Source organism: Paenibacillus violae, assembly GCF_032461945.1.
GTDB classification, from domain to species: domain Bacteria; phylum Bacillota; class Bacilli; order Paenibacillales; family NBRC-103111; genus Paenibacillus_E; species Paenibacillus_E violae.
Map to the genome: position 1 here is coordinate 197,796 of NZ_JAWCUD010000008.1, position 22,226 is coordinate 220,021.

General features: G+C 46.5%; 27 protein-coding genes. 22 read left to right on the forward strand and 5 right to left on the reverse strand.

Annotated elements, in window-relative coordinates; genetic code table 11:
- Positions 1 to 141: 141 nt before the first annotated feature.
- Complete coding sequence (locus tag RQP52_RS22240; protein ID WP_315953884.1) at positions 142 to 651, forward strand: tyrosine-type recombinase/integrase; 510 nt, start codon at positions 142 to 144, stop codon at positions 649 to 651.
- Between the two features lie 219 nt (positions 652 to 870).
- On the opposite strand, the gene RQP52_RS22245 is transcribed toward RQP52_RS22240, so the two are convergent.
- Positions 871 to 1,239, reverse strand: a complete 369-nt coding sequence (locus tag RQP52_RS22245) for a helix-turn-helix domain-containing protein (protein ID WP_174806797.1) — start codon at positions 1,237 to 1,239, stop codon at positions 871 to 873.
- A gap of 202 nt (positions 1,240 to 1,441) precedes the next feature.
- On the opposite strand from RQP52_RS22245, the gene RQP52_RS22250 reads away from it, so the two are divergent.
- Both RQP52_RS22250 and RQP52_RS22255 read left to right on the forward strand, forming a co-directional pair.
- Positions 1,442 to 1,801: a hypothetical protein gene (locus tag RQP52_RS22250; RefSeq protein WP_315953885.1), complete on the forward strand. Its 360-nt coding sequence runs from the start codon at positions 1,442 to 1,444 to the stop codon at positions 1,799 to 1,801.
- 104 nt (positions 1,802 to 1,905) lie between these two features.
- On the forward strand, positions 1,906 to 2,130 hold the full coding sequence (locus tag RQP52_RS22255; protein WP_315953886.1) for a hypothetical protein: 225 nt from the start codon (positions 1,906 to 1,908) through the stop codon (positions 2,128 to 2,130).
- 80 nt (positions 2,131 to 2,210) lie between these two features.
- On the opposite strand, the gene RQP52_RS22260 is transcribed toward RQP52_RS22255, so the two are convergent.
- Positions 2,211 to 2,639, reverse strand: a complete 429-nt coding sequence (locus RQP52_RS22260) for a DUF2621 domain-containing protein (RefSeq protein ID WP_315953887.1) — start codon at positions 2,637 to 2,639, stop codon at positions 2,211 to 2,213.
- Positions 2,640 to 2,766: 127 nt separating this feature from the next.
- On the opposite strand from RQP52_RS22260, the gene RQP52_RS22265 reads away from it, so the two are divergent.
- The 4 genes from RQP52_RS22265 (at position 2,767) to ppnP (ending at position 7,459) form a co-directional block, all read left to right on the forward strand.
- Complete coding sequence (locus RQP52_RS22265) at positions 2,767 to 3,894, forward strand: deoxyribonuclease IV (protein ID WP_127455457.1); 1,128 nt, start codon at positions 2,767 to 2,769, stop codon at positions 3,892 to 3,894.
- A gap of 41 nt (positions 3,895 to 3,935) precedes the next feature.
- Positions 3,936 to 4,835 (forward strand): formyltetrahydrofolate deformylase, encoded by a 900-nt coding sequence (gene purU, locus RQP52_RS22270; protein ID WP_315953888.1) that lies wholly within the window; start codon positions 3,936 to 3,938, stop codon positions 4,833 to 4,835.
- A gap of 191 nt (positions 4,836 to 5,026) precedes the next feature.
- Entirely contained in the window at positions 5,027 to 7,048 is a 2,022-nt protein-coding gene (gene tkt / locus RQP52_RS22275; protein WP_315953889.1) for a transketolase, read from the forward strand.
- A gap of 93 nt (positions 7,049 to 7,141) precedes the next feature.
- Positions 7,142 to 7,459: a pyrimidine/purine nucleoside phosphorylase gene (gene ppnP / locus RQP52_RS22280; protein WP_157317957.1), complete on the forward strand. Its 318-nt coding sequence runs from the start codon at positions 7,142 to 7,144 to the stop codon at positions 7,457 to 7,459.
- Positions 7,460 to 7,512: 53 nt separating this feature from the next.
- Here ppnP and RQP52_RS22285 read toward each other — a convergent pair whose 3' ends face one another.
- From RQP52_RS22285 to RQP52_RS22295, 3 genes are all read right to left on the reverse strand, one after another.
- Entirely contained in the window at positions 7,513 to 7,902 is a 390-nt protein-coding gene (locus RQP52_RS22285) for a hypothetical protein (RefSeq protein WP_315953890.1), read from the reverse strand.
- Positions 7,877 to 8,422: an ImmA/IrrE family metallo-endopeptidase gene (locus RQP52_RS22290; RefSeq protein WP_315953891.1), complete on the reverse strand. Its 546-nt coding sequence runs from the start codon at positions 8,420 to 8,422 to the stop codon at positions 7,877 to 7,879. Before RQP52_RS22290 ends, RQP52_RS22285 begins: the two co-directional genes overlap by 26 nt.
- A 182-nt stretch (positions 8,423 to 8,604) precedes the next feature.
- Positions 8,605 to 9,009, reverse strand: a complete 405-nt coding sequence (locus tag RQP52_RS22295; protein WP_315953892.1) for a helix-turn-helix domain-containing protein — start codon at positions 9,007 to 9,009, stop codon at positions 8,605 to 8,607.
- A gap of 153 nt (positions 9,010 to 9,162) precedes the next feature.
- On the opposite strand from RQP52_RS22295, the gene RQP52_RS22300 reads away from it, so the two are divergent.
- From RQP52_RS22300 to RQP52_RS22370, 15 genes are all read left to right on the forward strand, one after another.
- Entirely contained in the window at positions 9,163 to 9,582 is a 420-nt protein-coding gene (locus tag RQP52_RS22300) for an ArpU family phage packaging/lysis transcriptional regulator (protein ID WP_315953893.1), read from the forward strand.
- A gap of 228 nt (positions 9,583 to 9,810) precedes the next feature.
- Positions 9,811 to 10,629, forward strand: a complete 819-nt coding sequence (locus RQP52_RS22305; RefSeq protein ID WP_315953894.1) for a minor capsid protein — start codon at positions 9,811 to 9,813, stop codon at positions 10,627 to 10,629.
- Positions 10,630 to 10,646: 17 nt separating this feature from the next.
- The gene (locus tag RQP52_RS22310; protein ID WP_315953895.1) at positions 10,647 to 10,859 is read left to right on the forward strand and encodes a hypothetical protein; all 213 of its coding nucleotides are present in this window, start codon (positions 10,647 to 10,649) and stop codon (positions 10,857 to 10,859) included.
- A complete protein-coding gene (locus RQP52_RS22315) occupies positions 10,859 to 12,322 on the forward strand; it encodes a phage tail sheath subtilisin-like domain-containing protein (RefSeq protein WP_315953896.1) in 1,464 nt (487 codons plus the stop codon). The genes RQP52_RS22310 and RQP52_RS22315 overlap by 1 nt, the downstream gene beginning before the upstream one ends.
- Before the next feature lie 12 nt (positions 12,323 to 12,334).
- Entirely contained in the window at positions 12,335 to 12,745 is a 411-nt protein-coding gene (locus RQP52_RS22320) for a phage tail tube protein (RefSeq protein WP_127455468.1), read from the forward strand.
- Positions 12,746 to 12,769: 24 nt separating this feature from the next.
- Positions 12,770 to 13,165 carry a phage tail assembly chaperone gene (locus RQP52_RS22325; RefSeq protein WP_127455469.1) on the forward strand — a complete coding sequence of 132 codons (396 nt, stop codon included), beginning with the start codon at positions 12,770 to 12,772 and terminating at the stop codon, positions 13,163 to 13,165.
- 23 nt (positions 13,166 to 13,188) lie between these two features.
- Positions 13,189 to 13,341, forward strand: a complete 153-nt coding sequence (locus RQP52_RS22330) for a hypothetical protein (protein WP_164819622.1) — start codon at positions 13,189 to 13,191, stop codon at positions 13,339 to 13,341.
- A gap of 4 nt (positions 13,342 to 13,345) precedes the next feature.
- Positions 13,346 to 14,752: a hypothetical protein gene (locus RQP52_RS22335; RefSeq protein WP_315953897.1), complete on the forward strand. Its 1,407-nt coding sequence runs from the start codon at positions 13,346 to 13,348 to the stop codon at positions 14,750 to 14,752.
- Positions 14,742 to 15,392, forward strand: a complete 651-nt coding sequence (locus tag RQP52_RS22340; protein WP_315953898.1) for a LysM peptidoglycan-binding domain-containing protein — start codon at positions 14,742 to 14,744, stop codon at positions 15,390 to 15,392. Before RQP52_RS22335 ends, RQP52_RS22340 begins: the two co-directional genes overlap by 11 nt.
- Positions 15,389 to 16,405 (forward strand): XkdQ/YqbQ family protein, encoded by a 1,017-nt coding sequence (locus RQP52_RS22345; protein ID WP_315953899.1) that lies wholly within the window; start codon positions 15,389 to 15,391, stop codon positions 16,403 to 16,405. Before RQP52_RS22340 ends, RQP52_RS22345 begins: the two co-directional genes overlap by 4 nt.
- Positions 16,392 to 16,781, forward strand: a complete 390-nt coding sequence (locus RQP52_RS22350; RefSeq protein ID WP_315953900.1) for a hypothetical protein — start codon at positions 16,392 to 16,394, stop codon at positions 16,779 to 16,781. Before RQP52_RS22345 ends, RQP52_RS22350 begins: the two co-directional genes overlap by 14 nt.
- Positions 16,782 to 17,246 carry a DUF2634 domain-containing protein gene (locus tag RQP52_RS22355; RefSeq protein WP_315953901.1) on the forward strand — a complete coding sequence of 155 codons (465 nt, stop codon included), beginning with the start codon at positions 16,782 to 16,784 and terminating at the stop codon, positions 17,244 to 17,246. It abuts the gene before it with no gap.
- Between the two features lies 1 nt (position 17,247).
- Positions 17,248 to 18,357, forward strand: coding sequence for a baseplate J/gp47 family protein (locus RQP52_RS22360; RefSeq protein WP_315953902.1), 1,110 nt, complete (start codon positions 17,248 to 17,250; stop codon positions 18,355 to 18,357).
- On the forward strand, positions 18,354 to 18,923 hold the full coding sequence (locus RQP52_RS22365) for a YmfQ family protein (RefSeq protein WP_315953903.1): 570 nt from the start codon (positions 18,354 to 18,356) through the stop codon (positions 18,921 to 18,923). Before RQP52_RS22360 ends, RQP52_RS22365 begins: the two co-directional genes overlap by 4 nt.
- Positions 18,924 to 18,938: 15 nt before the next feature.
- Positions 18,939 to 22,226 (forward strand): right-handed parallel beta-helix repeat-containing protein, encoded by a 3,288-nt coding sequence (locus RQP52_RS22370; RefSeq protein WP_315953904.1) that lies wholly within the window; start codon positions 18,939 to 18,941, stop codon positions 22,224 to 22,226.

Here is a 22,226-nt window from a genome sequence, read left to right on the forward strand (position 1 = left end):
TCATTTATCAAATTTGTGATACAATATGTAACATACAATAATTAGGAGGATTGATAGAATAGAGTACCTTGAGTTCATATGCAATAGCAAAAAATAGATACATACAATGAAATTTGATTATGGTCATGTGAGGTGCTATTCATGCAAGTTGTTCAACCGATAAGAGATCAAGAGAAAATTGAACAATTACAAGAAGTTTTAAAAGAACAATCGATTCGGGACTGGCTTCTCTTCACAATCGGGATAAATTCCGGACTCCATCTCAGCGATCTTTTATCATTGAAAGTAAAAGATGTGAGGGATCGAAATGTGGTAAGTGTTCGGGAGGAAAAAACGGGTAAAGTCAAGACATTCCAGCTTTCTTCACAGCTTAAGGCCTTTATCAAGGAGTATATTCAATATATGGACGAGGATAATTACTTATTTCCGTCCCAACGAACGGGTAATCCCATCAAGAGAATTCGCGTTTATCGAATTTTAAATCAAGCGGCGAAACAAGTTGGTTTAACAGATATTGGCACTCACACTCTCCGTAAAACATATGGCTATCACTACTATTTAAAAACGAAAAATGTTTCTGTACTTAGAGATTTGTTTAATCAGTCCGCGCCATCCGTAACCTTAAAGTATATCGGTGTAAATAAGCAGTAGCAAGCGAACATCGCTATTCTGTCTCATGACAGATACATAACGTATCGTAAATAACGGAGAATGATTTTTTACTTTATAAGAAAAGCTGAGCGTTGGGAGTAGGTCCGTATATGAATCAAGAACTTAAGATTTCAATCGATATTCATCAGATTCTTCTCTATCTTGGCATCGACAAACAGAAATTTCAGGCTCATAAAGTACAACTTGCTCGGCAATCAACTACTCCAACGAACGCTCAGCCCTTACAAAGGCAATGAACCGTTTTGCTTCATCTGGTGAAAGCTTTCGGCCATCAACGGTCAATGAAAATTTTTGCAAAATATTTTCATCTGTTAAATCAAGATTTTCTACAAAGTCCCGAACATCGTTATCAAGAACAGTTTGCTGAAGGTTAGTGCGTCCAAGCAAATAGTCAATGGAAACATTAAAAAAGTTCGCTATTTTATTAATGGTTTCGTAATCGGGCTCACGACGACTTGTTTCATAGTGAGAAAGGGATGCCCTAGATATGCCAATTTTAATGGATAATTCTTCTTGGGTCAGTCCTCTCTTTTCACGTAAGAGGGCAATACGGTCTCCATACTTCAGCTTGATCATTCCTCACTGTTTATTTTTCTACCATTATATCCACTGTGTTTAACCAAATATACCAGAAAACCATTATAACAAAGCAAAGATTCATTTGACTAGATACAATATGTATTAAGGTGGTGTGAAGGCTTTGACGATTGGAAAAAGAAGCAAATTAACACTGACTACTCCTTTAGAAGGTAAATTAACAATTGTTCAAATGTACGCGAGAAATATACATACGAAGTATGCAATAATCGATATTTTGGAATTAGAGAAGTCACAATTTACTTTCGAAAGTTCATTGATTTTACCTACGGATAACGAAATCATCTACGGCTTCGAGCTTATCGTTGCGAATCGAACGTTCCATTGCGAAGGTTGCATAGACCTTGTGAGCAAGAACAAAGATATTTATTTGTATAAAGCGGCAGTTCAACCTAATGACTACGTAGAATTCGAATTGCTTTATGAAATAAATCAACTTGCAACTTTACATAATAAAGAATTTGCTAGGATCACGAAAAGCTACGAACCAGATCGCTATTACGATGATGTCATAGTCAATTATATCTGTTAATAGGAACAAACCCCTTGTTAAGTTACGAAATGTATCTTATAATCATTTATATATACATAATGTAACAATAAACGACATTAAGATTCAGTAAAGGGGAGAAATTTATGTTTAGCTTAGATATGGTGTATTGCGTGAAATGCGAATCGGTGATGTCCAGAAACAACGCGGAGAAAGTCTTCAAAACAGGGTATTATAAGACTACGATCCCTCTGTGTCACTGTAAGGACTGCGCCAACGAGCGTTTGGAGAAATTAAGTGCTGAGTTGTCCGGAAATTCGCAGATTTGTTATTCCGGTTTTGAAGCCTCCGCATTTTTATTTACGACATAGGAGGCATGACCATGAGTCTGTTTGACAGCCGTCATAATAAATAAAGCCATCCCTTGATTATAAGGGGTGGCTTTTTCATTTTACTGAAGCAAATGCTTATAGGCGCTATAGTCGATCTGCTCTCTCTCAAGGAAGCTGGTTAAGCTGCGGTAGTCACGCTTCGGAGTCGCAAGTATATACCCCTCGATACAGTGAGCTCTTGTTACCTCATTAGCATTGGCCTCCAGAGCAACCTGTCCGATGCGAGCAGCGATGGAGTGCTTGGCAATATCTCTAAAAGCTGTTGGCACGGGAGAAACTAACTGATCCAGAAAGGCTTTGGAATCTTCCGTCCATAGATGGCGAGAATTATCGACATAATGGTTCTGCCAATCGAGCTTTGACTTTCCGTCCTCTTTGGGGAGTACCTTCAGGAACTTGCGGAACATGAAGTATCCGCCTACAGACATGAAGAACAGCAGGACAAACACCCAGAAAATAATGAACCACATGAAAAAATCGTTAGCCATTTATTTGTCACCTCACTACCAAACGGTCATATATGATAAGAATTATACCTTATTTCTAGATTTCTTGCGACAATCCGAGTAAAATAGGAAGGTAGCAGATAGACACTCAATAAAGGAGCAATGAATCATGCCCAAAATTGGCTCACACGTTTCGTTCTCAGATAAAGGCTTGTTAAATGCAGCTGAAGAAGCAGTTTCATACGGTTCTTCCACGTTTATGATATACACAGGCGCACCACAAAATACGCGCCGCAAACCCATTGAAGATCAATACATTGAAGAAGGCAAAGCTTTGATGGACAAGCATGCAATGAACGAAATTGTCGTTCATGCTCCTTACATCATTAACTTGGGTTCCTATAAAGAGGATACCTTTGAACTGGCTGTTCGCTTCCTTCAAGAAGAGATTCGTCGGACGGCCTACATCGGTGTGCGCAATATCGTTCTTCACCCAGGTGCCTACACGGACAAGGATGCGGAGTATGGCATTGAACGCATCGCTGAAGGTTTGAATGAAGTACTGGCAGGCGTGAAGGACACAGACGTGAATATTGCTCTGGAAACTATGGCAGGCAAGGGTACCGAAATTGGCCGCAGCTTCGAGGAAATTGCGGAAATTATGGAGCGCGTGGAGTTTAACAACAAACTTACGGTTTGTATGGACACTTGCCACATTCACGATGCTGGTTATGATATTGTGAATGATCTGGATGGCGTTCTGCATCATTTCGATAAAGTTATTGGCTTAGAGAAATTAGGCGTCGTTCACTTAAACGACAGTAAAAATCCTCGCGGGGCTGCGAAAGACCGTCATGCGCCGTTAGGCTCAGGCTGGATTGGCTTTGAAGCGATGAATAATGTGGCTAATCATGAGAAGCTGCAGCATTTGCCAATGATTCTAGAGACGCCTTGGATTGGAAAAGAAGACAAAACGCAGCGTCCGATGTACGAAGCGGAGATTGCCCTCTTGTCCGGTAACCTCAAAGGCCGCTTCGGCGAAGAGTTCCTGGATCATGTAGAGCGAATCGACCATATGTTTGGCAAAAAAGATATTCATTTCCGCGATTATGTGCTGAAAACTTGGGAGATTTTGAAAAACGATGCGAAAGCGAAAAAAGCGGACGGCCGCGAGCCGTTAGAGCGCTTGTACGATATTTTGCATGAGGAAAGATTGTTGTCCGACCTGAGCGAGGAGCAGCTTAACCAACGTCTTATCGTTTGGCTTGCCGGTCAGGATATACTGAAGAAGGCTTAATACAGATAGCTTTCGAGTAGAAAGCAACTAGGGGGATTCACATGGAACGGGGAAATGCAAACAGCCTGACTCGCAGGGAGAGCGAATGGGCGAATAGAGCTAGAATGTTGATCTCCTGTCCGGATCAGCCGGGCATCGTGGCGGCAGTGTCACAGTTTTTGTTTGAATATGGAGCGAATATCGTGCAGTCCGACCAGTACACGATGGATCCGGAAGGCGGTATGTTCTTCATCCGCATCGAGTTCGACTTGGAGGAGTTGGAGAACCGCGTCCAGCAGTTGAAAGAGGCTTTCTCTGTCGTTGCTGACAAGTTCTCTATGGATTGGAGCCTGTCACTAGCTAGTCAAAAGAAGCGTATCGCGATCTTTGTTTCGAAGGAAGATCATGCGTTGCTTGAGCTTCTTTGGCACTGGCGTGCAGGCGATTTGAATGCGGATATTGCGATGGTGATCTCCAATCACCCAGACATGCAATCGCTGGTAGAGCCTTTCGGCATTCCGTATTACCATATTCCGGTTACGGCAGATACGAAGGCTGAAGCGGAACGCCGCCAGCTGGAAGTAGTGGGAGACAAAGTGGATGCTATTGTACTGGCCCGCTATATGCAGATCGTCTCGCCATCTTTCATCAAGCATTACTCAAACCGCATCATCAATATTCATCATTCGTTCTTGCCTGCCTTTGTAGGCGGCAAGCCGTATGCCCAAGCGCATAACCGCGGCGTGAAAATTATTGGCGCAACCGCACATTATGTGACGGAAGAATTAGATGGTGGACCTATTATTGAACAGGACGTTCAACGGGTTAGCCACCGCGATAATGTGGAGGACTTGAAGCGAATCGGCCGTCATATTGAACGAATCGTTCTAGCCAGAGCTGTTGCTTGGCATGTGGAAGATCGCATTATTGTTCATAATAATAAGACTGTTGTTTTCAATTGATGGGAAAACTAGACTGTATCCAATTAGGGTGCAGTCTTTTTTTTGCTGGTAAGCGCAAATCCGATGAGTTTTAACGGTTTATTGTGGCAAAGCCTCAAAGCAAATGGTACAATAATGCAAGCGAGAAAAGTCACTTGTATGTACAAGTTATGACTTAGGTAAGTAGAGACATATAGGAGGGAATTTTCGAAATGACAGCAACAAATAAAACAATCGAACAATTAGCAGTTGACACGATTCGTACGTTAGGTATCGATGCCGTTGAGAAAGCTAAATCCGGTCACCCTGGTATGGTCATGGGGGCTGCTCCAATGGCGTACGTGCTGTGGAAGCAGCATATGAAGCACAACCCAGCGAATCCGAAATGGGTTAATCGTGACCGTTTCGTACTTTCTGCGGGTCACGGTTCCATGCTCCTATACAGCCTTCTTCACTTGTGTGGATATGATTTGCCGATCGAAGAGATCAAAAACTTCCGTCAATGGGGAAGCAAAACACCAGGACATCCGGAATACGGTCACACACCAGGTGTTGACGCAACAACCGGTCCACTTGGACAAGGGATTGGTATGGCTGTAGGTATGGCAATGGCGGAAGCTCACCTGAGAGAAACATATAACAAAGAAAACTTCCCTGTTATCGACCACTATACATACGCGATCTGTGGCGATGGTGACATGATGGAAGGCGTTTCCTCTGAAGCGGTATCCTTGGCGGCTCACCTGAAACTGGGCAAATTGATTATGCTTTACGATTCAAATGATATCTCGCTGGATGGCGAGCTGAATATGGCATTCTCCGAGAACGTTCATGCACGTTTTGAAGCTTATGGCTGGCAAGTGCTGCGCGTAGAAGAGCAGAATGATCTGGCTGCAATCTCCAAAGCGATTGCCGAAGCGAAAGCTGACACAACTCGTCCGACTTTGATTGAAGTGAAAACGACAATCGGTTTCGGTAGCCCGAACAAAGGTGGAAAAGGCGGACACGTTGGACCTCACGGATCCCCACTTGGCGGCGACGAAGTGAAATTGACGAAACAAGCATACGGCTGGCCGGAAGAGCCGGACTTCTTGGTTCCTGATGAAGTTCGTGCTCACTATGCGGAAATTGGTAAAGAAGGCGCTGCAGCTGAACAAGCTTGGAGCACACTTTTGAATGATTACATTAAAGCTTATCCGGAATTGGGTAACCAATTCAGCGCAGCGGTTAATAACGAACTGCCAGCAGGTTGGGATGCGAACCTTCCGGTTTACAGCACATCGGACAAGCCTATGGCAACTCGTGTCGCTTCGGGTAATGCGATCAATGCGATTGCTCCTTTGCTTCCACAGTTGATTGGTGGTTCAGCTGACCTAGCGAGCTCCAATAATACGATGATCAAAGGCGAATCCAACTACAGCGCGAGCAACTATGCGGGCCGCAATGTATGGTTTGGTGTTCGTGAGTTCGGTATGGGTACAGCCATGAACGGTATGGCACTTCACGGCGGCGTAAAAGTATATGGTGCAACTTTCTTCGTGTTCTCCGACTACCTGCGTGCGTCCATCCGTCTAGCGGCACTTATGCAGCTTCCGGTTATCTATGTTCTTACACACGATAGTATCGCAGTTGGCGAAGATGGACCGACGCATGAGCCGATTGAGCAATTGCCAGCGCTGCGTGTCATTCCGGGCATTACGGTTATTCGTCCGGCTGACGGAAACGAAACTTCCGAAGCTTGGCGTTATGCGATTGCTGAAGCTAAAGGACCAGTTGCGCTCGTATTGACTCGTCAAAATCTGCCGATCCTCGAAGGAACGGTTGAAGGTGCAAAAGCGAACCTGAGCAAAGGTGGATACGTAGTATCCGATGCAGCTAACGGTAAGCCGGATGCTCAAATTCTTGCAACAGGTTCCGAAGTACAATTGGCTGTCGCGGCGCAAAAGCTGCTTCAAGCTGAAGGCATCAGCGTTCGCGTTGTCAGCTTGCCAAGCTTGGAACTGTTCGAGAAACAGTCCAAAGAGTACAAAGATTCCGTCATTCTTCCAGATGTCAAAAAGCGCCTAGCTGTTGAGATGGCATTCCCACTTGGTTGGGAGCGTTATGTTGGCGACGAAGGTTCCATCTTGGGTATTGCCACGTTCGGTGCATCTGCGCCTGGCGATTTGGTTCTGAAAGAGTACGGCTTCTCACCAGAGAACGTTGTAGCTAGAGTCAAAGCTCTATTGGCTTAGAACAAACATAGCCGCGTTATTCACAAAGCCATAGCCCACCATGCGTGGGCTTGGCCTTATTTTATAGCCATTTTAGAGGGGGAACTATTGATCATGTCCAGCTTTGAAAATGTAACGGTATTGACGAAAGCTAACGTATATTTCGATGGTAAAGTAACAAGCCGCACGGTACAATTCGCGGATGGTACGAAAAAAACATTGGGAATTTTGCTTCCGGGTGAGTATGAATTCGGAACTGATGTGAAAGAAATTATGGAAATCCAAGCTGGTGAGCTGAACGTACTTCTTCCAGGCAGCAGCGAGTGGATCAGCATCAATGGACAAGGTGAGTTCACTGTTCCGGCGAATGCAAAATTCAAGCTTGATGTGAAAACCGTTAGTGATTATATCTGCTCTTATATTAGTGAATAGGTAATCCTATCCCATACATCGGATGAACATTGTTCATGGATGTGTGGGATTTTTTATTTGAGGGGCTTGTGCGAGTTATGCCAAGGGTACAAAGTGCGCACCTCCATCTGAAGCACTTCTTCGATGTCATTCATCCGCAGCCATAGCTGCTGGATATCGAAGAGTCCTTCTAGATGTGCAGCATGTCGAAGCTTCAAACTGGAGAGGGAGATACCAATGGCATGGGGACGCTCCGGATGGACAATGAGGTCCTCCAACAGCACGGTGATGCCGGCATCGAACTCGTTAATCTCGTCCATGTTCAGCTGCTGAAAAGGCGCTCCCAGCGGCACATAAAGCGAATTTTTGCTAAAATCAAGCTCGTTAGGCCGAAACCGCAGCGATAGAAGGATGGGAACGATGCCCTCTTCATGATAATCATAAAAGACGGTTAGCTTTGCCACCTGCAGGCACCCCCCTAGATTTTAAAAACTCCAGCTTATTCATGATTAAACGGGTAGCTTCGGACCAATTGGATGGATCGTATTTCTTGTTTGTCTGATTTTGGGTATATTGTTGAAACTCGTAGTCCAGGGATCCCTGCAGGACACGCCTCTCAATTTGATCGATCCTAGCTTTGGCAAGTCGGTAAGTGACCTGGAATTCTTCAGAAAGATAGGCGATCAATTCATTTTTGTTCTCAGGCAGAGCGAGGTTTCTCAGCATGGAGAGGGGAAGCGCCGCGTAGAGTTGGAAAGCGGATGCGTCCTGTTCCTGCCAATTTACATAACGATCAGGCATTGCCATCTGGTTGCCGGAGTGCCGAAGAACATGGCAGAGTTCGTGCAAGAAATCTTCCCACTGCTCCTTGGGGGAGAGACGACGGTCAACATTAATGCTGAATTGCCCGTTACTTTCGATCGCCATACTGTTCATATCCATGGTATACACCCAAATGCGTAGCTTAGCAGCCAAATGCGTCATGCAAAGCTGAGAAGGTATTGTGATTTCATGCTGCTCATATAAAGCTTCGACCCATTGTTCCAGAGGGGTTGTTTGATAGTGAGTAAACAGGGAAAACACCTCGTTATGATTGAAATGAGAATATATGTTCGATTTATAGGGATAAAGAAAAGCCCAAGGGGCTTAACTTCCTATCATATGTACTATTGCTCGCTATCCGGCGTACGGTTAATCTGCTGCTCTTTGATGAAATGCCAGAACCGAAGCATTTCGTCCCGTCGTTCCTTAGGCGCACTTTGGAAGTCCTTGAAAAATAGGCTGACCTCAGGATCATCGATATCGCTAACCCCAGGTCCGGAAGGGGCATCCAGTGACTCTTCATCCGTCGGCGCAAAGCCTGCGAGCAGCAAGAGCTCGTCCTTGTCAGCGGAATTAAGCGCATCAGCTAACGCAATCACCGTTTCCCTAGATGGGTTAAAGCGGTTATTTTCTATGGAGTTAATAAATGAATAACTAACACCGGACCGCTCTCCAAGCTCTCTAAGGGTAAAATGGTTCATCTTGCGCAGCTGCCGGATTTGAAGGCCGAACTGGACCATATCTTTCATCGATTCATCACCTGTTCCTTATTGTAAATGGTTTGAGGTACAAAAAACAAGCGTTTTTTTCGTTTCTCAAAACTTTTGTGTTGAAATTATAAACAAGTTTAGCGTATGATTTGTTTATAATTTCAAAACGACAAATTTTGGGAGATGATGAGGATGTTGGAACAAATTTTACACATAGAGCAAGATCAGATAGACAAGCGGGCTACGCGGAAAAGGGTGGAGAGTCTGCTGGAGACCGTTCGTTTGCACCAGACGCTCGGAAGAGTTCGCAGAGATGGCGGGATGCATAATGTGAGTAAGGTGGCGGAAATGCCCGCTGAATATATCGTAGCATCTGCACCGGAAGAGCAAGCAGCGCTCTTACAAGCTGAAGTTGAGCAGGCGCTGTCGCGGCTGGACGAGCAGGAGGAAGCGATTATACGGAGACGTTATTTGCAGAAGGAGAAAGTGCTGGATTACTTGCTATGTTACGAGGTGAATATGAGCGAGCGTACTTATCGAAGGGTGAAGGCACGTGCGATGGAGAAACTGGCCTATATGCTTAGGGCGGAGGTGGTCCGGACACTTGGTTAATGTGGTTGCTTGTTGGCCGCTTGTTGGCAATGCATGAGAGTGGAGGCATGGTAAGATCAATGTGTAGACCAAGAAGGCGGTGATGCTGCTGAAGAAGAACGAAGTAATTAATCTCCTGAAACCTTTAAGCAAGGCTCATTGGGAGTAGATGAAAGGATGTGGTTGCGGTAAAGAAAAAAATGTTTTGAATTTCAAAACAAAAAAACAAGAGAAGAGGTGAGAGAATGAATGATTAACATGGCCAAACAATTGGCGCTGTTTTTACAAGCGAAAGGAGAGGGAACGATCGGCACGGACCTGTTCGTGGATAGCGAATCTCAGAACTCTAATGAGGCCATTATCCTATGCCATGTCGGAGGTAGCGCGGAATTCAAGCTGGACGCTCCTGGCAGTTGGCGCAAGCTGAGCCTGCTGGTTAGAAGCGCAACCGCTGAGGGTGCACAGGAGAGAATCTGGCGGCTCATTGGCCGTATGCTGGAGCCGGAGGAGGGCACCATTCAAGTGGACGGTGGACTGTATACGGCGCAAATTACATCGCTGCCGGCAGGACAGGCTCTTGATGCACAAGGCAGATCTTCTATGAAAGCCGTCTTTCTGCTAAAGCAGATCAAGCCTGTCGTCGAATCGTGGCTGGAGGCTATCTCACAATTCACCGAAACCGCACTTGGTGGGCAATGGCGTGTCTATCGAGGTTTCAATGGAACCTGCCGACCCGCAGTCTCATGGCAGTGTACAGGTTGGCATAGCGCAGCAGCCTCGCGAGGCGTTCAGCAGCTGTCCAAGCAATTCGTCGGCCATATTGCCGCTAGATCGGCAAGTGAATATCAGCTGGCAGCGCAAGTGCTGATGCTTGGCTTAGCTGAGCATGCCAAATTGCCTCTTGGCGGGTTAGGCGGCAGGTGGTTAACGGTCTTGGAAGCTCAGGCAACGATTCGCTCGGGTGATTTGTCTACAGGCGTACTGACAGTGACGTTGACGGGGGCTGCGGGGGTTACGCAAAGTTCGAATCCGTTGATAGCTGGTATCCACACGGAACCAAAAATTTAAGAATGAGGTGACTGAATTTGAAACAAGACAAAACGCAAACAAGCAGTATGACGAGTGATGAAATCGTACTGTATGACAAGGAAGAACTAATGGCAAATTCAAGAGCGCTCTTTGATTGTACTCCGGAAGTGATTGTTGGTGCCTTACAAGGAGATTCCGAAACGATGTATGAGATCGCATATGTCAATCAAGCCGTTCAAAACTTTTTACAAAGGAAGGTGCAGGAATAATGGCGGGTGGAGCTTGGAGTGAAACGGATCGACCGGTATTACCGGGATTTTATATGAATTTTGAGGCGGCGGCGCTAAGTGCGATCTTGCCGGGGAGTCAAGGTGTTGTTGCCGTGCCGGTTAAAGCAAATTGGGGAGCAGTGAGACAGTTTGTTGAAATAACGAGTGAGCAGGGCATCTATGATGCGTTCGGTCGCGATCAAAGCGGCTCGGCTTCCGCACAAGCGATTTTGAAGCTGGCCTTGCTGGGTAAGCCGAAGAAGGTGCTGGCATACCGAATTGCGGATACCACAGCAGCCAAAGCATCTTTAACGCTGAAAGACTCGGCTTCGGCCAATGTATTGAAATTAGAAGCTAAGTACGAAGGGACACGAGGTAACAGCTTCTCGATCATTATTCAGACGAATGCTGTGGATGCGTCGAAAAAGGATTTAAAGCTTCTTGAAGGCTCCTCTGTTCTGAAGACATTTACATTCACGGGCAGTACCGTTCAGGCTGCAGCAGATGTTTTAAATCAAGACAGCGGTAATCCTTGGCTGACAGCAACCGTTCTTGCCCCTGGCAATGGTACGTTAGCTGCCGTCTCAGGCAGTGCGCTAACTGGCGGCAGCTCGGGTATCAGCGGGATTGCCTCAGCCGACTACCTGAATGCTTTGAGCGCGCTGGAGACACAGGAATTCCATGTGCTTGCGCTGGATGGAGTTACAGATACAGGCATTCAAGCATCGGTAGCTGCTTGGACGAGTCGATTGCGCTCTGAAGGGAAAGGCATCATAACGGTGCTAGGCGGTTCTACTGCTGATGATACGGCTTCCGATGCAGCCAGTCGAGCAGCGGCACGCAGCGCGTTGTTTAATCATGAAGCGATTGTCAACGTCGGGACAGGAGCAATCCTCGCGGGTACAAGTTATAGCTCGTCATGGGTAGCAGCCTATGTAGCGGGGCTGATTGCGGGTCAAAAGCTGAGTGAATCTACGACTTACGCGGCTGCTCCGTTCAGTGACGTGACACGGAGATGGACGCGCAGCGAGCAGGAGAGTTCAGTGAAAAACGGCGTTTTCCTGCTGTATCATGACGGTCAGAGAGTGAAAACGCTGCGTGGAATGAATTCACTCGTTTCATTGCGCCAAGGCCAAAATGCAGCTTGGAAGAAAATCCGTACGATTCGTGTTATGGATGCCATCAATCAGGATCTTCTGCGAACGGCGGAAGAGGGATATATCGGAAAAGTAAATAACACGGAGGAAGGGCGTCTTGCTCTGGTGGAGTCAGCCAAGCAGTATATGCAGACATTGGCACAAGCCGGTGTCATTGAAGCAACGAGCTTTGATGTATATCTGGACCCGGCTTATTACGGAGAAAGCGCTGAACTGACACCAGAACCTGATCAAGTATATATCAAGTGGGATGCGCAGTTGACCGATGTGATGGAACAAATTTTTGGCACTTTTATCGTACATTAAGGGGGATTACGAATGAGTTTAGATGCGAGCAGAGTCATTTTAGGAACATATGGTTCGGTATTTATCGGTGGCGTATGGCAAACCAATTTTAATCATTTGGAAGCGAATGTGGAGATGCAGAAGAAAGAGCTTCAGCTTGCGGGAGACCCGTGGGTTCGACATAAAAAAGGTGCAATGAAAGGAACCGGGACACTGAGCGGGTTTAAAGTTACAAGTGATATGATCGCCAGAGGATTTGACAAATTCAGTCTTGTATCCAAGTTGAATGATCCTGATGCATATGGTTTCGAGCGGATTACGCTAAACAATGTCATGCTGGACAAGCTTCAGTTGGCCAATTGGACGGCAGGGGAGGAAGTGAAGGAAGAAGTAGCATTTACATTTGAAGGCTATACGCTTAATGATCCTATCAGGGCCATTTAACTAGTTGAATAAAAGGAGGAGTACATGATGTTAACAGATGAACAAATTTTGCAAAAACTGCTTGAGGCCGATCAACTCCCGGAGAAAACCGTGACAATCGCTAGATTCGGTGTCCCCATTTTACTGCGCGGTCTGACCGGAAAGCAGGTGTTTACACTCCGCGAACGATGCACCGAGCGCGCCGACCGTCGAGGTGTACAGACCGATCGGCTTGACGAAGAGCAGTTCAACGTTGCTCTGATCTTCGCTGCGACCGTCTCCCCCAACTGGGGGGACCCTCGGCTGCTTGCGAAGTACCAGGCCAGCTCCGGTGAGGAAGTGATTAAGCGCATCTTGCTCGCTGGCGAGCTGTCTGCGCTTGGCGATGAAGTGCTGGATTTGAGCGGATTTAATACAACGCTAGATGAAGTAAAAAACTAATCACCTCCGGGGGGCTGTCGGCGATGCTCCACGCGATATGGATGCGTCATCATCTGCGCCCCGGAGTATTCTGGACATTGCCTCGCGGAGAGCAGCAGTTCCTGCTTGCCAGTATGGAATTAGAGCTGGAGCATGAACATGCGCTGGAGCGGGAGCGTGAACGCGCAAGGAGGTGAAGTGATGAGTGAAATCGTGACGGTTAATAATTTGGAACGAGTAATGGCTGCGCAAGAGCGATTGCGCAGTTTGGTGGAGCGGACAGGAGCTTCAGCGCAGAAGCTGACGGGTTTATTTAACAAAGCGGCTGAGGCTGGAACCAAGCTGAGCCAGATTACGGCAAGGCCTGCGATTGCTGGCCGGGATTACTTTTCTTTTGTCATAGACCGCATGCTGTTGCAGCTGGCGGACTTGGGGCATACGAAGGTCGATGTGAAGCTGATGATCAACGATCAAATCATACGGACGGCGAAGCAGCTGCGGGAATTGCTGCAAGGGCTTGGCGGCGAGTTTTCCGGAAGTTTGGAAGGAAAGGCGAAAGCTTCGGCGTCCGCTTCAGCAACTGCGGCTGTAATCATTGCCGCCCCTCCCGAGAAAGGTCAACTGGACAAGTGGCTTGACCGACTTTTGATCATGGCTGAGATTGTGAAGTTACTTGGTGAGGCCTTCGAGGCTTTTGGCAATGGATTTAAAAGCTTTGCGCAAGGGCTCAAAATTTTAAAAGGCTTGTTTGCCGGAAACGGTGGTAAGAAAGAGAAATGCAAGGACCCTTGCAAGGATAATGGCGGTAAACGTACGAAATCTGATGCCGATTCGAAGACCAGATCCAAATCGGGTGCCAAGACGAAAAACAAGACAGGCGCTAGGTCAAAGAATAAGGCAGGAGCCAGGACCAAGACACGTGCAGGTGACCGAACAAATACGATTCCAGGCGGAAGGAATAAGTCGAGAGTTAGAACGAGAACCGGCGGACAGGACCGAGGTCGTCAAATCGTTCAAGGCGATAGAGAAGGACATCCAGCTGAGCCAAGAACGTCTAACCGGTTAGGAAAGTTTAGCCGAGCCTCGAAGCTGCTCAGAACGACAGGCAAAGTGCTCAAACCACTAGGAATCGGGCTGTCTGCACTGGATATTCTGACCTCTGACAATAAAGTAGGCGCTGCGATCCAAGCAGGTGCCGGTGTGGCAGGAGCTGCTCTGGGCGCATTTGCCGGCTCTATTGTTCCTGGTGCTGGTACAGCTGTTGGGGGGATTATCGGTGGCTGGTTGGGGGATAAAGCAGGAGAGTTGATCGTCAATAAATGGTTTTCGGGGAAAGAGAAAGAACCTCCGAAAGAGGCGCGAACCGAGCTGCTGCCCGCAGGGCGCGAGACTGTTTTGATGTCCGCTTCTGCAGCGAGTGTTGGCGTGAGTGAAGGCGTTAATTCAAACCAATACAACATTTCTGTGGACGGAATTACAGTTAATATGCCGAAGGAGAAAGTGGACATGGAGGAACTGGCGGTTACCATCGGTCACCAGATTGTTATGCAAATTGGAGCAGCTATCCAAAATCGTGCGGAGAACGGAGGCCGAGCCTATGGATACTAAAGAAATGAATTTTACATTGGAGGATTCAAACGGCATTTCTCTTTGGTTTCCAGTGAATCCGTCCGAAGTTAATATTCGACGTGACAAAAGCTTTGAAACCATCACCATAATCCGTGGCGGCGAGTTGGATGTTCCGCAAGGTGTAAAAGTGAAAGAGATTGCTTTCTCTTCCTTTTTCCCAGCGGTGTACGATGCCAGTTATTGTAAATATAAGCAGCTGCCTAATCCCCAAACGGCGATGAATCAGCTTAATACGTGGATGGAGGGGAGAGATCCGCTTCGGCTTATCATTACTGGCACAGATGTCAACGTGCTTGTTATGCTGTCTGCTCATAATAGCAGCTTCAAGGGCGGAGAGCCTGGTGATGTGTATTTTGATCTCATTTTTCGTACATGGAAAGATTACAAAATTAGAACACTGGCTGAACGCAGCGGCAGTTCAGGTGGACAGACGAGGCCTGATGTTAAGCCGATTTCTGCTACTTATCAGGTACAGGCGGGAGATTCACTTTGGTCCATTGCAAAAATGAAGCTCGGTTCAGGCAGCCGCTGGCGTGACCTCTATGAAGGGAATCGTACGATTATCGGCGACGATCCGGATCTGATTGTACCTGGGCAGGAGTTGGTGATGCCGGTATGACGAATAACCGTTCGGATGGATCTTACGATATTTGGCTGGATGGGTCCTATGCCTTTCAAGACTTCATTTATGAGCTGACACTTGAAGAGGCGCTTGATGAAATTTCATACAGGGCGCAGGCTACAATCGTTGTGACACCGGAATTTCCTGGTATGAGACCAGGTCAAGATGTACGAGTCGTAGGCATACCTTACTGTAGTTCGAAGCAAGAAAATTTACTTCATCCGGCCGTTGTCTGGCAGTGCGAGAATAGTTATGAACGGGCTGATCGGCTGACGGTGACGATGTACGATCGTACGATTTATTTGGCTAAGTCAGAAGACGAATTTGTGTTTCCCGCAGGAATGACGGCAAGTGAGCGCATACGCCGTTATGCGTCGGGATGGAATATCATGGTGGGGGATTTGCCGGATACGAAAGTTAAGCTGGCGAAGTCCATCTGTCGCGCAGAGACGATTTACAACATGATTATGAAAGATTTGAAAGAAACCGCTCGTAAGGGCGGACCCATGTATCGGCCACGTATGACAGTAAATGGTCTTGAGCTAGTGGAAATCGGCTCTAACTCTGTCGTATGGTCGCTGGAACCGAGTGAAAATGTGATGAACATCATGCAAAAGCGAACGCTGGAAGGCGCGGTAACCAAAGTGAAAGTACTCGGGACCAAAGATGCAGGAGATGAGGGGGCCTCTCAAATTCTAGTTATCGAAGAAGGCGAGCATGCCGAACTGGGTACACTGCAGAAAATCGTTCAGGACAGCAGCTATCGATCCGTCAGCGAAGCCAAAGAAGCGGCGAAAGCCATGCTTTCGGGCATACAGGAAACAATTAGCGTAACATCGCTCGATATTAACACAATTCGTGCTGGTGATAAGGTCGATCTGGCTGGAAGCGGGATGGAGTTGATTGCCATGACGGTCAGACACGAGCTTGGTGATCCCGGCAAAATGGTGCTGGAACTGGGCAGCCCTGAGTTGGTTAGAAGGAGGTTTTATATGAATGAATCCGTATAAAAAACTGGCAGCTGCTCTGGACAACCGCATGTCTGTTCACGCGAGCTCAGCTGTAGCAGGAATGCCCGCTGAGCTAGGGACAATCACAGCAGGCGGGTTGAAACTTGATGGTTTTAAACATGAGATTTCTGACTATTATGTGGCGGATTGGATGACAAAGCTGTTTCTGCCCTCTTTTTCGATCAATGGTACGGTTACGGGCTTACTCAGTGGTAATGTGCCGGTAACCGGGCAAGGAAGATTTGCTTTTTCCGAATCAGAGGTCGAAGATGTACGGATTGCGTTTCAATCCGGCTTGAAGATAGGGGATCGTGTGCTGGCCATACCTGTGAATGATGGAAATGATGTCGTAATTTTGTGCAAGGTGGTGAAATAGATGCCGAATTTATTTCCGCTCGCGGGTACAGAAAAGAGTGAGTTGCCATTGCTAGGAGCAGGTACGGGAAGGGGGGCAGTTGGATTTGGACGTTGTCCGAAGTTCGATTATGCCCTTGGTGAGTTCGTATTGACGCAGACAGGACGAATAGCTGAGTGCAGCGGCACGGAGGCTTGGTTGCAGTGGTGTCAGAAAGCTCTGCTCACCCAGCGTTATACGTATCTAGCCTATTCAAGGGCTTACGGTCAGGAATTTGATGATTTGATAGCCAGGCAATTGTCTAAGCCAGCCAATGAAATGGAGATTACCCGTATTACGAAAGAGACTCTGATGGTTGATCCGCGTACGGCGAGTGTGGGTCCTTTTACATGGACGTGGAATCAAAGTGAGTGTTCATTTCAATGCCAAATTACGAATGTGCGAGGCGATAAGAAAAATATCCAAGGAAGTGTGGTGATTAGTTAACATGACCATTATACCGAATTATTTGGCTGAACAAACAGAAGAAACGATTCGGGGCCGTATGTTGGGCAATTTGCCTTCCGATTTGGATAAATCCGAAGGTTCCTACATGTGGGATGCATTGGCTCCGGCCTCTATTGAGCTGGCGCTGGCGGCGATTCAATCGCAGGAAGTCTTGCGGCGGGGATTTGCCGGAACAACTTACGGTCCATATCTGGACCTGCGTTGTGCGGAGCACGGAGTAACGCGCAAGGCTGCGGTGAAGGCCATCGGCACTGTACGTTTTACGGGTTCGCCCGGTGCTGCGATTCCTCCAGGCACTCGTATCGGCACATTGGCGGATGCCGTGCAGGGGACAGCTTCCTTGCTTTTTGAAACGCTGGACGCCGCTGTAATCGACAGCTCGGGCAGTGTGACATTGAAAGCTCAGGCCGTATTAGGAGGTTTAGGCAGCAATGTTCCGAGTGAATCAATCGTCTTCGTTGTAGCGCCGTTTGCCGGAATTACCGGCGTGACGAATGTCACACCGATGGTTGGCGGTGAAGATGCCGAGAGCGATAGTTCGCTGCTGAACCGTTATTATGCGAAAGTGCGCTCCCCGGGTACAAGCGGTAATCGAGCTGATTATCTGAACTGGGCGCTCGATATTGCCGGCGTCGGAGCTGCTCAGGTGCAGCCGCTATGGAACGGCCCCGGGACGGTGAAGGTTGTCATCATCGGCACGGATAAAAGAAGCGCGTCCCCTTCCATCGTGGCTGCCGTGCAGCAGTATATTTACCCGGCTCCGCCACTGACGGGCAAAGCACCGATCGGCGCGATCGTTACCGTTGAGTCGGCTTCTGAAATTGCCATCGCTCTGCAGGCCAATCTTTCCTTGAATGGCACAAGAACGCTCAATCAGGTGAAACAAGATTTCGCCGTGGCTGTTCGTAACTATTTATCCGAACTGGTGTTCTCTTCTGACCCCAACGTACGTTACGTTCGTATCGGTTCGCTGCTGCTCGATACACAGGGGGTGCAAGATTACAGCAATCTGCTGGTGAATGGTATGAGCGCCAACGTTGTGGTAGGTGCCGGCCGCGTTGCCGTCTTGGGGGAGGTGACGCTCACATGAGTTTCGTCACTTCCGCAAGCGGAAGGCGCATGAAGGGCTACTTGCCCGACTATTACGAAACGTCGCGGGTCATGGACTCTATCCTGCAAGCGCAGGGCGCGGAGCTGGATCAATTGCGTGTCTCTCTGGAAGAGACACTGCAGCAGTTCTTTGTCAGCTCCGCTACGTGGGGGCTGGATGCTTGGGAGGCTGAGCTCGGTATCGCGACGGTGCCGGACAAGCCTGACGATCAGCGCCGGGCGGTGATCCATGCGAAGCTGCGCGGTGTCGGCACCGTCACCGTTGAGCTGCTGCATAGCGTGGCCAGCGCGTATGAGCGCGGAGCCGTCGAAGTCACGCAACAGCCGGCGTTGTACCAGTTTACCGTGCGTTTCGTCGACACGCTGGGTACGCCGCCGAACTTGGGTGACCTCCAGGCGGCCATAGAGGAAATTAAGCCGGCCCATTTGCAGGTCGTCTACCAGTACAAATATTTTTTGCTTAACCAACTTCATCAAAAGATGACTATAAAAGACTTGCAAACGAGGAAAATGACCGACTTCGCGCCATTTATTCCCGTTTCATAAGGAGGGAGCAAGCTTATGCCTAGCACGACCACGAACTTGGGTCTTTATAAGAAAAACCCGTCCACGGACGGGAATGATACCTTTGATATTAATACGATGCTCAACGATAACTGGGATAAAGTTGATGCACAGCTCGGCGCACAGTTCGCCGACGCGGCTCCGACCCCCGTGAATTTAGTGAACGGGCTGCAGGTGGTTGATGTACCACAGACGGCACCGTTGGAAAATTTACGGATAACGGGGCGGACGTTGGTTAATTTGTTGGGTCGGGATGGGAATTGTGAGGATGTGGGGAGGTGGGTGCAGTATTTCGGAGCGACTCTGTCTTTGGATGGTGCAAATCAAAAATACGGAAACAACGCTATTAAATTTACTTGTACATCAGCATCAAACCCTACAGGCTTTTATAGGGAAATAACTAATTTGATTGTTCCTGGACGATATTATCTTGCAGTGGCGGATGTGAAAAATGGAAACGCAGTTAACGGTGTAGCTATACAAATCAATCTTAATAATAATACATCTGCTTCCACATACAACATTACTTCGACATATCAACCAAAAGCGATTAGATTTCAAGCACCTGCATCTGGGTTATCTTATGTGTACGCAATTGCAAACACTGGCACAGCAGTAGGTCAATTTGGTTATGCTGATGGTTTTAGGCTTTATGAAGTGACGCAAGCTGAATATAACGCCTTAGCAACAATTACAGATGCACAAGTAGCAGCTAAATACCCATACGTAGATGATGTAAAACATGTAAACGCACCTTATGTAATTAAGTATGGTGAAAATCTAACGGCAACATTTAATGAATGGATTGTGTATGCTGGGAGTCCACAAATATTAGAACCGTACAAAGTAAACGTTTCATTAAATGATAAATTAGTGTACGGTCACAAAGTTGTTCTTGGACAAGCTTATAGCATATCCGTTATCTTCTCAGATGCGAACGGTAGGATCAATGTGTCGTTTTCTGACGCAGCAGGAGCAACAATTGGGTCAGCAATAGATGCAGTAGGTACAGGCTTACAAAAAGTTGAAAACTTAATAGCACCTACAAATGCAGTTAGTTTAGACGTTAGACTGCTAGGAACAAACACTGCAATGACAACCGCAAGCAATCCAGTCGTAAGCCTTGGAGGAACAGTAAAGCCATTCAAACCACGTAACGATGATCAATTACTATTCCCTAACGTGCAACTTGCTTCAAGCGTGGATGGTAAAGTATATGACACGTTGTTTAAACGTGAAGGAAAATACTTTGTTGAGAAGCGTTTTAAGGATGTTTTGCTGGATGGTAGTTTGGCGTGGCTTGCTAATGATTTTTCTGGTGTCAAACAAGTCAGGGTTCCTCAATCATTGTTAGGTGGAGATGGTTTAGCGGGTAGTGGCGTAGTAATAAAGCAGGACGGAAGAATTATTCCGCAAGGCGTATCATCCGTAGCTGATTTTAATGCTGTTTCCGCTGATGGTAACTTTTATTTAGGAATTGCCGACACAGACAGCGGTTGGGGAGAAACATACACACCTACAACACAAGAGATACAAGCGTATTTCTATGGGTGGATTATGTATGATGGGACAAATTCTACACCTTATACGACAGGCACTAAGTATTGGAGAAAATCGACAGTTTCTTTAGGTAATGCTACTGTAACAGATGGTTCGGCAGTAATGACAAATGTCCCTAACTATTCAGTCGGAGCAGGATATATGCCTTACAAACTCACTTATCAACTAGCAACACCAACCTTTGAAGAAGTCCAAGTTGATGCAGGAATGACGTTGCACGAAGGATTGAATCAGATTGAAGTAGGCCAGGGTGTTATTGTAAGAGAGAAGGCGTTTCCATCATATTCTGTAGGTGCTTATCGCATTTCTGATGTCGCATTCTCATCTTCAAATCTTAGATACAGAAACAGTATGATTATGGGCATTTTTAAAAGTAATATATTAGATAAAAAGTGGATAATTGATCAAAATAGCAGCTATGGGAACTATCGAATGTATATTATAAATTCATCGGATTTCGACCCAGCAGCAACGTACGAAGTAACCTATATCGCGTTAGATCAACATTCATTATCTGCGCCTGTAAATACTGTAAATGGTGATGTAGCCAGTAACATTAAAAAAGTGGTTGATGTTCTGTGTATGAATCAATCAGATATCGAAGTACGGACAAGTGAAACTGAGAGATTGGTCAAGCAGTTTTATAACGTACCGCAAAAGACTACAACGGATATGACTGTATATGTTGATGCTACAAATGGAGCAGATAATAATGACGGGAGCAAAGGAAAACCGTTTAAGACAATTAATAAAGCTATATCCATAGTTCCTCAAATTGTAAATCATACTGTACGCGTAAACGTGGCAACGGGAACATATGCGGAGACTGCGGTGTTATACGGGTTTAATGGTTCGGGTGTGGTTCAATTAGTTGCATCTGGTGTGGTTTCTTTAAATGCTATATCTGTAATTCGTTGTCAAACCACAGTAGTAGAAGGATTCACATGTACTTCCACGACAGGCAACGGGTTCTATACGGAATACGGAAGGATGACAATCTTTAATAATTGCAAAACAATCAGTGCATCTTCATTTGCAGGCTTTAGCGTAGTTTCCCAAAATGGGCAAATACTCAATTGCACAATTAGTAATAAGGACAATGCTGTTGCTGCACAATATGGTTCTAGCGTACTTGTTTCAAATTGTACTGGAACTTCAAATAATTATGTTTTAGTTGCAGCAGATGGAGCCACTTTAACATACAGTGGTTCGGTCCCAAGTGGAAACATTCTATTTGGAACGTATAACGTTGGTATGATCAATAAAGGATTTGTTGTTAATCCTTGGGGAGATAACACATTCGGCACACGTCCCGCATCTCGTGCTATGGGCAGTGTCAGCAGTGGACAAGCCATATCAGCATCAGTATGGACTAAAGTACAGTTTCCAGTTGAGAATTTCGATAATTTAGGAAGCTATGATAATGCTACTTTATATAGATTCACAGCACCTAGTACGGGTATCTACCATATAGATACCAATGTACTTCTGACTGCGATTGCTGCAAATACTACTTTGCAATTATCGATTTATTTAAATGGTACTCATTATCGGAGACTTGATTATTTTTTAAATGTTAATAGTGCTTCTGCATATGAGTTAAAAGGAAATGCAAGTATCTACTTAGGTGTGGGTGATTATATAGAAATCTATTTAAACTCCTCTACCGCCATTACACTTGCATACGCTAATGATATTAATTTTGAAGTTATACGTATCGCATAG

Bases quoted from the DNA above. Each gene is read 5' to 3' on its own strand.
- RQP52_RS22240 (WP_315953884.1), top strand. From the start codon at position 142: ATGCAAGTTGTTCAACCGATAAGAGATCAAGAGAAAATTGAACAATTA.
- RQP52_RS22250 (WP_315953885.1), top strand. From the start codon at position 1,442: ATGTACGCGAGAAATATACATACGAAGTATGCAATAATCGATATTTTG.
- RQP52_RS22255 (WP_315953886.1), top strand. From the start codon at position 1,906: ATGTTTAGCTTAGATATGGTGTATTGCGTGAAATGCGAATCGGTGATG.
- RQP52_RS22260 (WP_315953887.1), bottom strand. From the start codon at position 2,639: ATGGCTAACGATTTTTTCATGTGGTTCATTATTTTCTGGGTGTTTGTC.
- RQP52_RS22265 (WP_127455457.1), top strand. From the start codon at position 2,767: ATGCCCAAAATTGGCTCACACGTTTCGTTCTCAGATAAAGGCTTGTTA.
- purU (WP_315953888.1), top strand. From the start codon at position 3,936: ATGGAACGGGGAAATGCAAACAGCCTGACTCGCAGGGAGAGCGAATGG.
- tkt (WP_315953889.1), top strand. From the start codon at position 5,027: ATGACAGCAACAAATAAAACAATCGAACAATTAGCAGTTGACACGATT.
- ppnP (WP_157317957.1), top strand. From the start codon at position 7,142: ATGTCCAGCTTTGAAAATGTAACGGTATTGACGAAAGCTAACGTATAT.
- RQP52_RS22290 (WP_315953891.1), bottom strand. From the start codon at position 8,422: ATGACGCATTTGGCTGCTAAGCTACGCATTTGGGTGTATACCATGGAT.
- RQP52_RS22295 (WP_315953892.1), bottom strand. From the start codon at position 9,009: ATGAAAGATATGGTCCAGTTCGGCCTTCAAATCCGGCAGCTGCGCAAG.
- RQP52_RS22300 (WP_315953893.1), top strand. From the start codon at position 9,163: ATGTTGGAACAAATTTTACACATAGAGCAAGATCAGATAGACAAGCGG.
- RQP52_RS22305 (WP_315953894.1), top strand. From the start codon at position 9,811: ATGATTAACATGGCCAAACAATTGGCGCTGTTTTTACAAGCGAAAGGA.
- RQP52_RS22315 (WP_315953896.1), top strand. From the start codon at position 10,859: ATGGCGGGTGGAGCTTGGAGTGAAACGGATCGACCGGTATTACCGGGA.
- RQP52_RS22320 (WP_127455468.1), top strand. From the start codon at position 12,335: ATGAGTTTAGATGCGAGCAGAGTCATTTTAGGAACATATGGTTCGGTA.
- RQP52_RS22325 (WP_127455469.1), top strand. From the start codon at position 12,770: ATGATGTTAACAGATGAACAAATTTTGCAAAAACTGCTTGAGGCCGAT.
- RQP52_RS22330 (WP_164819622.1), top strand. From the start codon at position 13,189: ATGCTCCACGCGATATGGATGCGTCATCATCTGCGCCCCGGAGTATTC.
- RQP52_RS22335 (WP_315953897.1), top strand. From the start codon at position 13,346: ATGAGTGAAATCGTGACGGTTAATAATTTGGAACGAGTAATGGCTGCG.
- RQP52_RS22340 (WP_315953898.1), top strand. From the start codon at position 14,742: ATGGATACTAAAGAAATGAATTTTACATTGGAGGATTCAAACGGCATT.
- RQP52_RS22345 (WP_315953899.1), top strand. From the start codon at position 15,389: ATGACGAATAACCGTTCGGATGGATCTTACGATATTTGGCTGGATGGG.
- RQP52_RS22350 (WP_315953900.1), top strand. From the start codon at position 16,392: ATGAATCCGTATAAAAAACTGGCAGCTGCTCTGGACAACCGCATGTCT.
- RQP52_RS22355 (WP_315953901.1), top strand. From the start codon at position 16,782: ATGCCGAATTTATTTCCGCTCGCGGGTACAGAAAAGAGTGAGTTGCCA.
- RQP52_RS22360 (WP_315953902.1), top strand. From the start codon at position 17,248: ATGACCATTATACCGAATTATTTGGCTGAACAAACAGAAGAAACGATT.
- RQP52_RS22365 (WP_315953903.1), top strand. From the start codon at position 18,354: ATGAGTTTCGTCACTTCCGCAAGCGGAAGGCGCATGAAGGGCTACTTG.
- RQP52_RS22370 (WP_315953904.1), top strand. From the start codon at position 18,939: ATGCCTAGCACGACCACGAACTTGGGTCTTTATAAGAAAAACCCGTCC.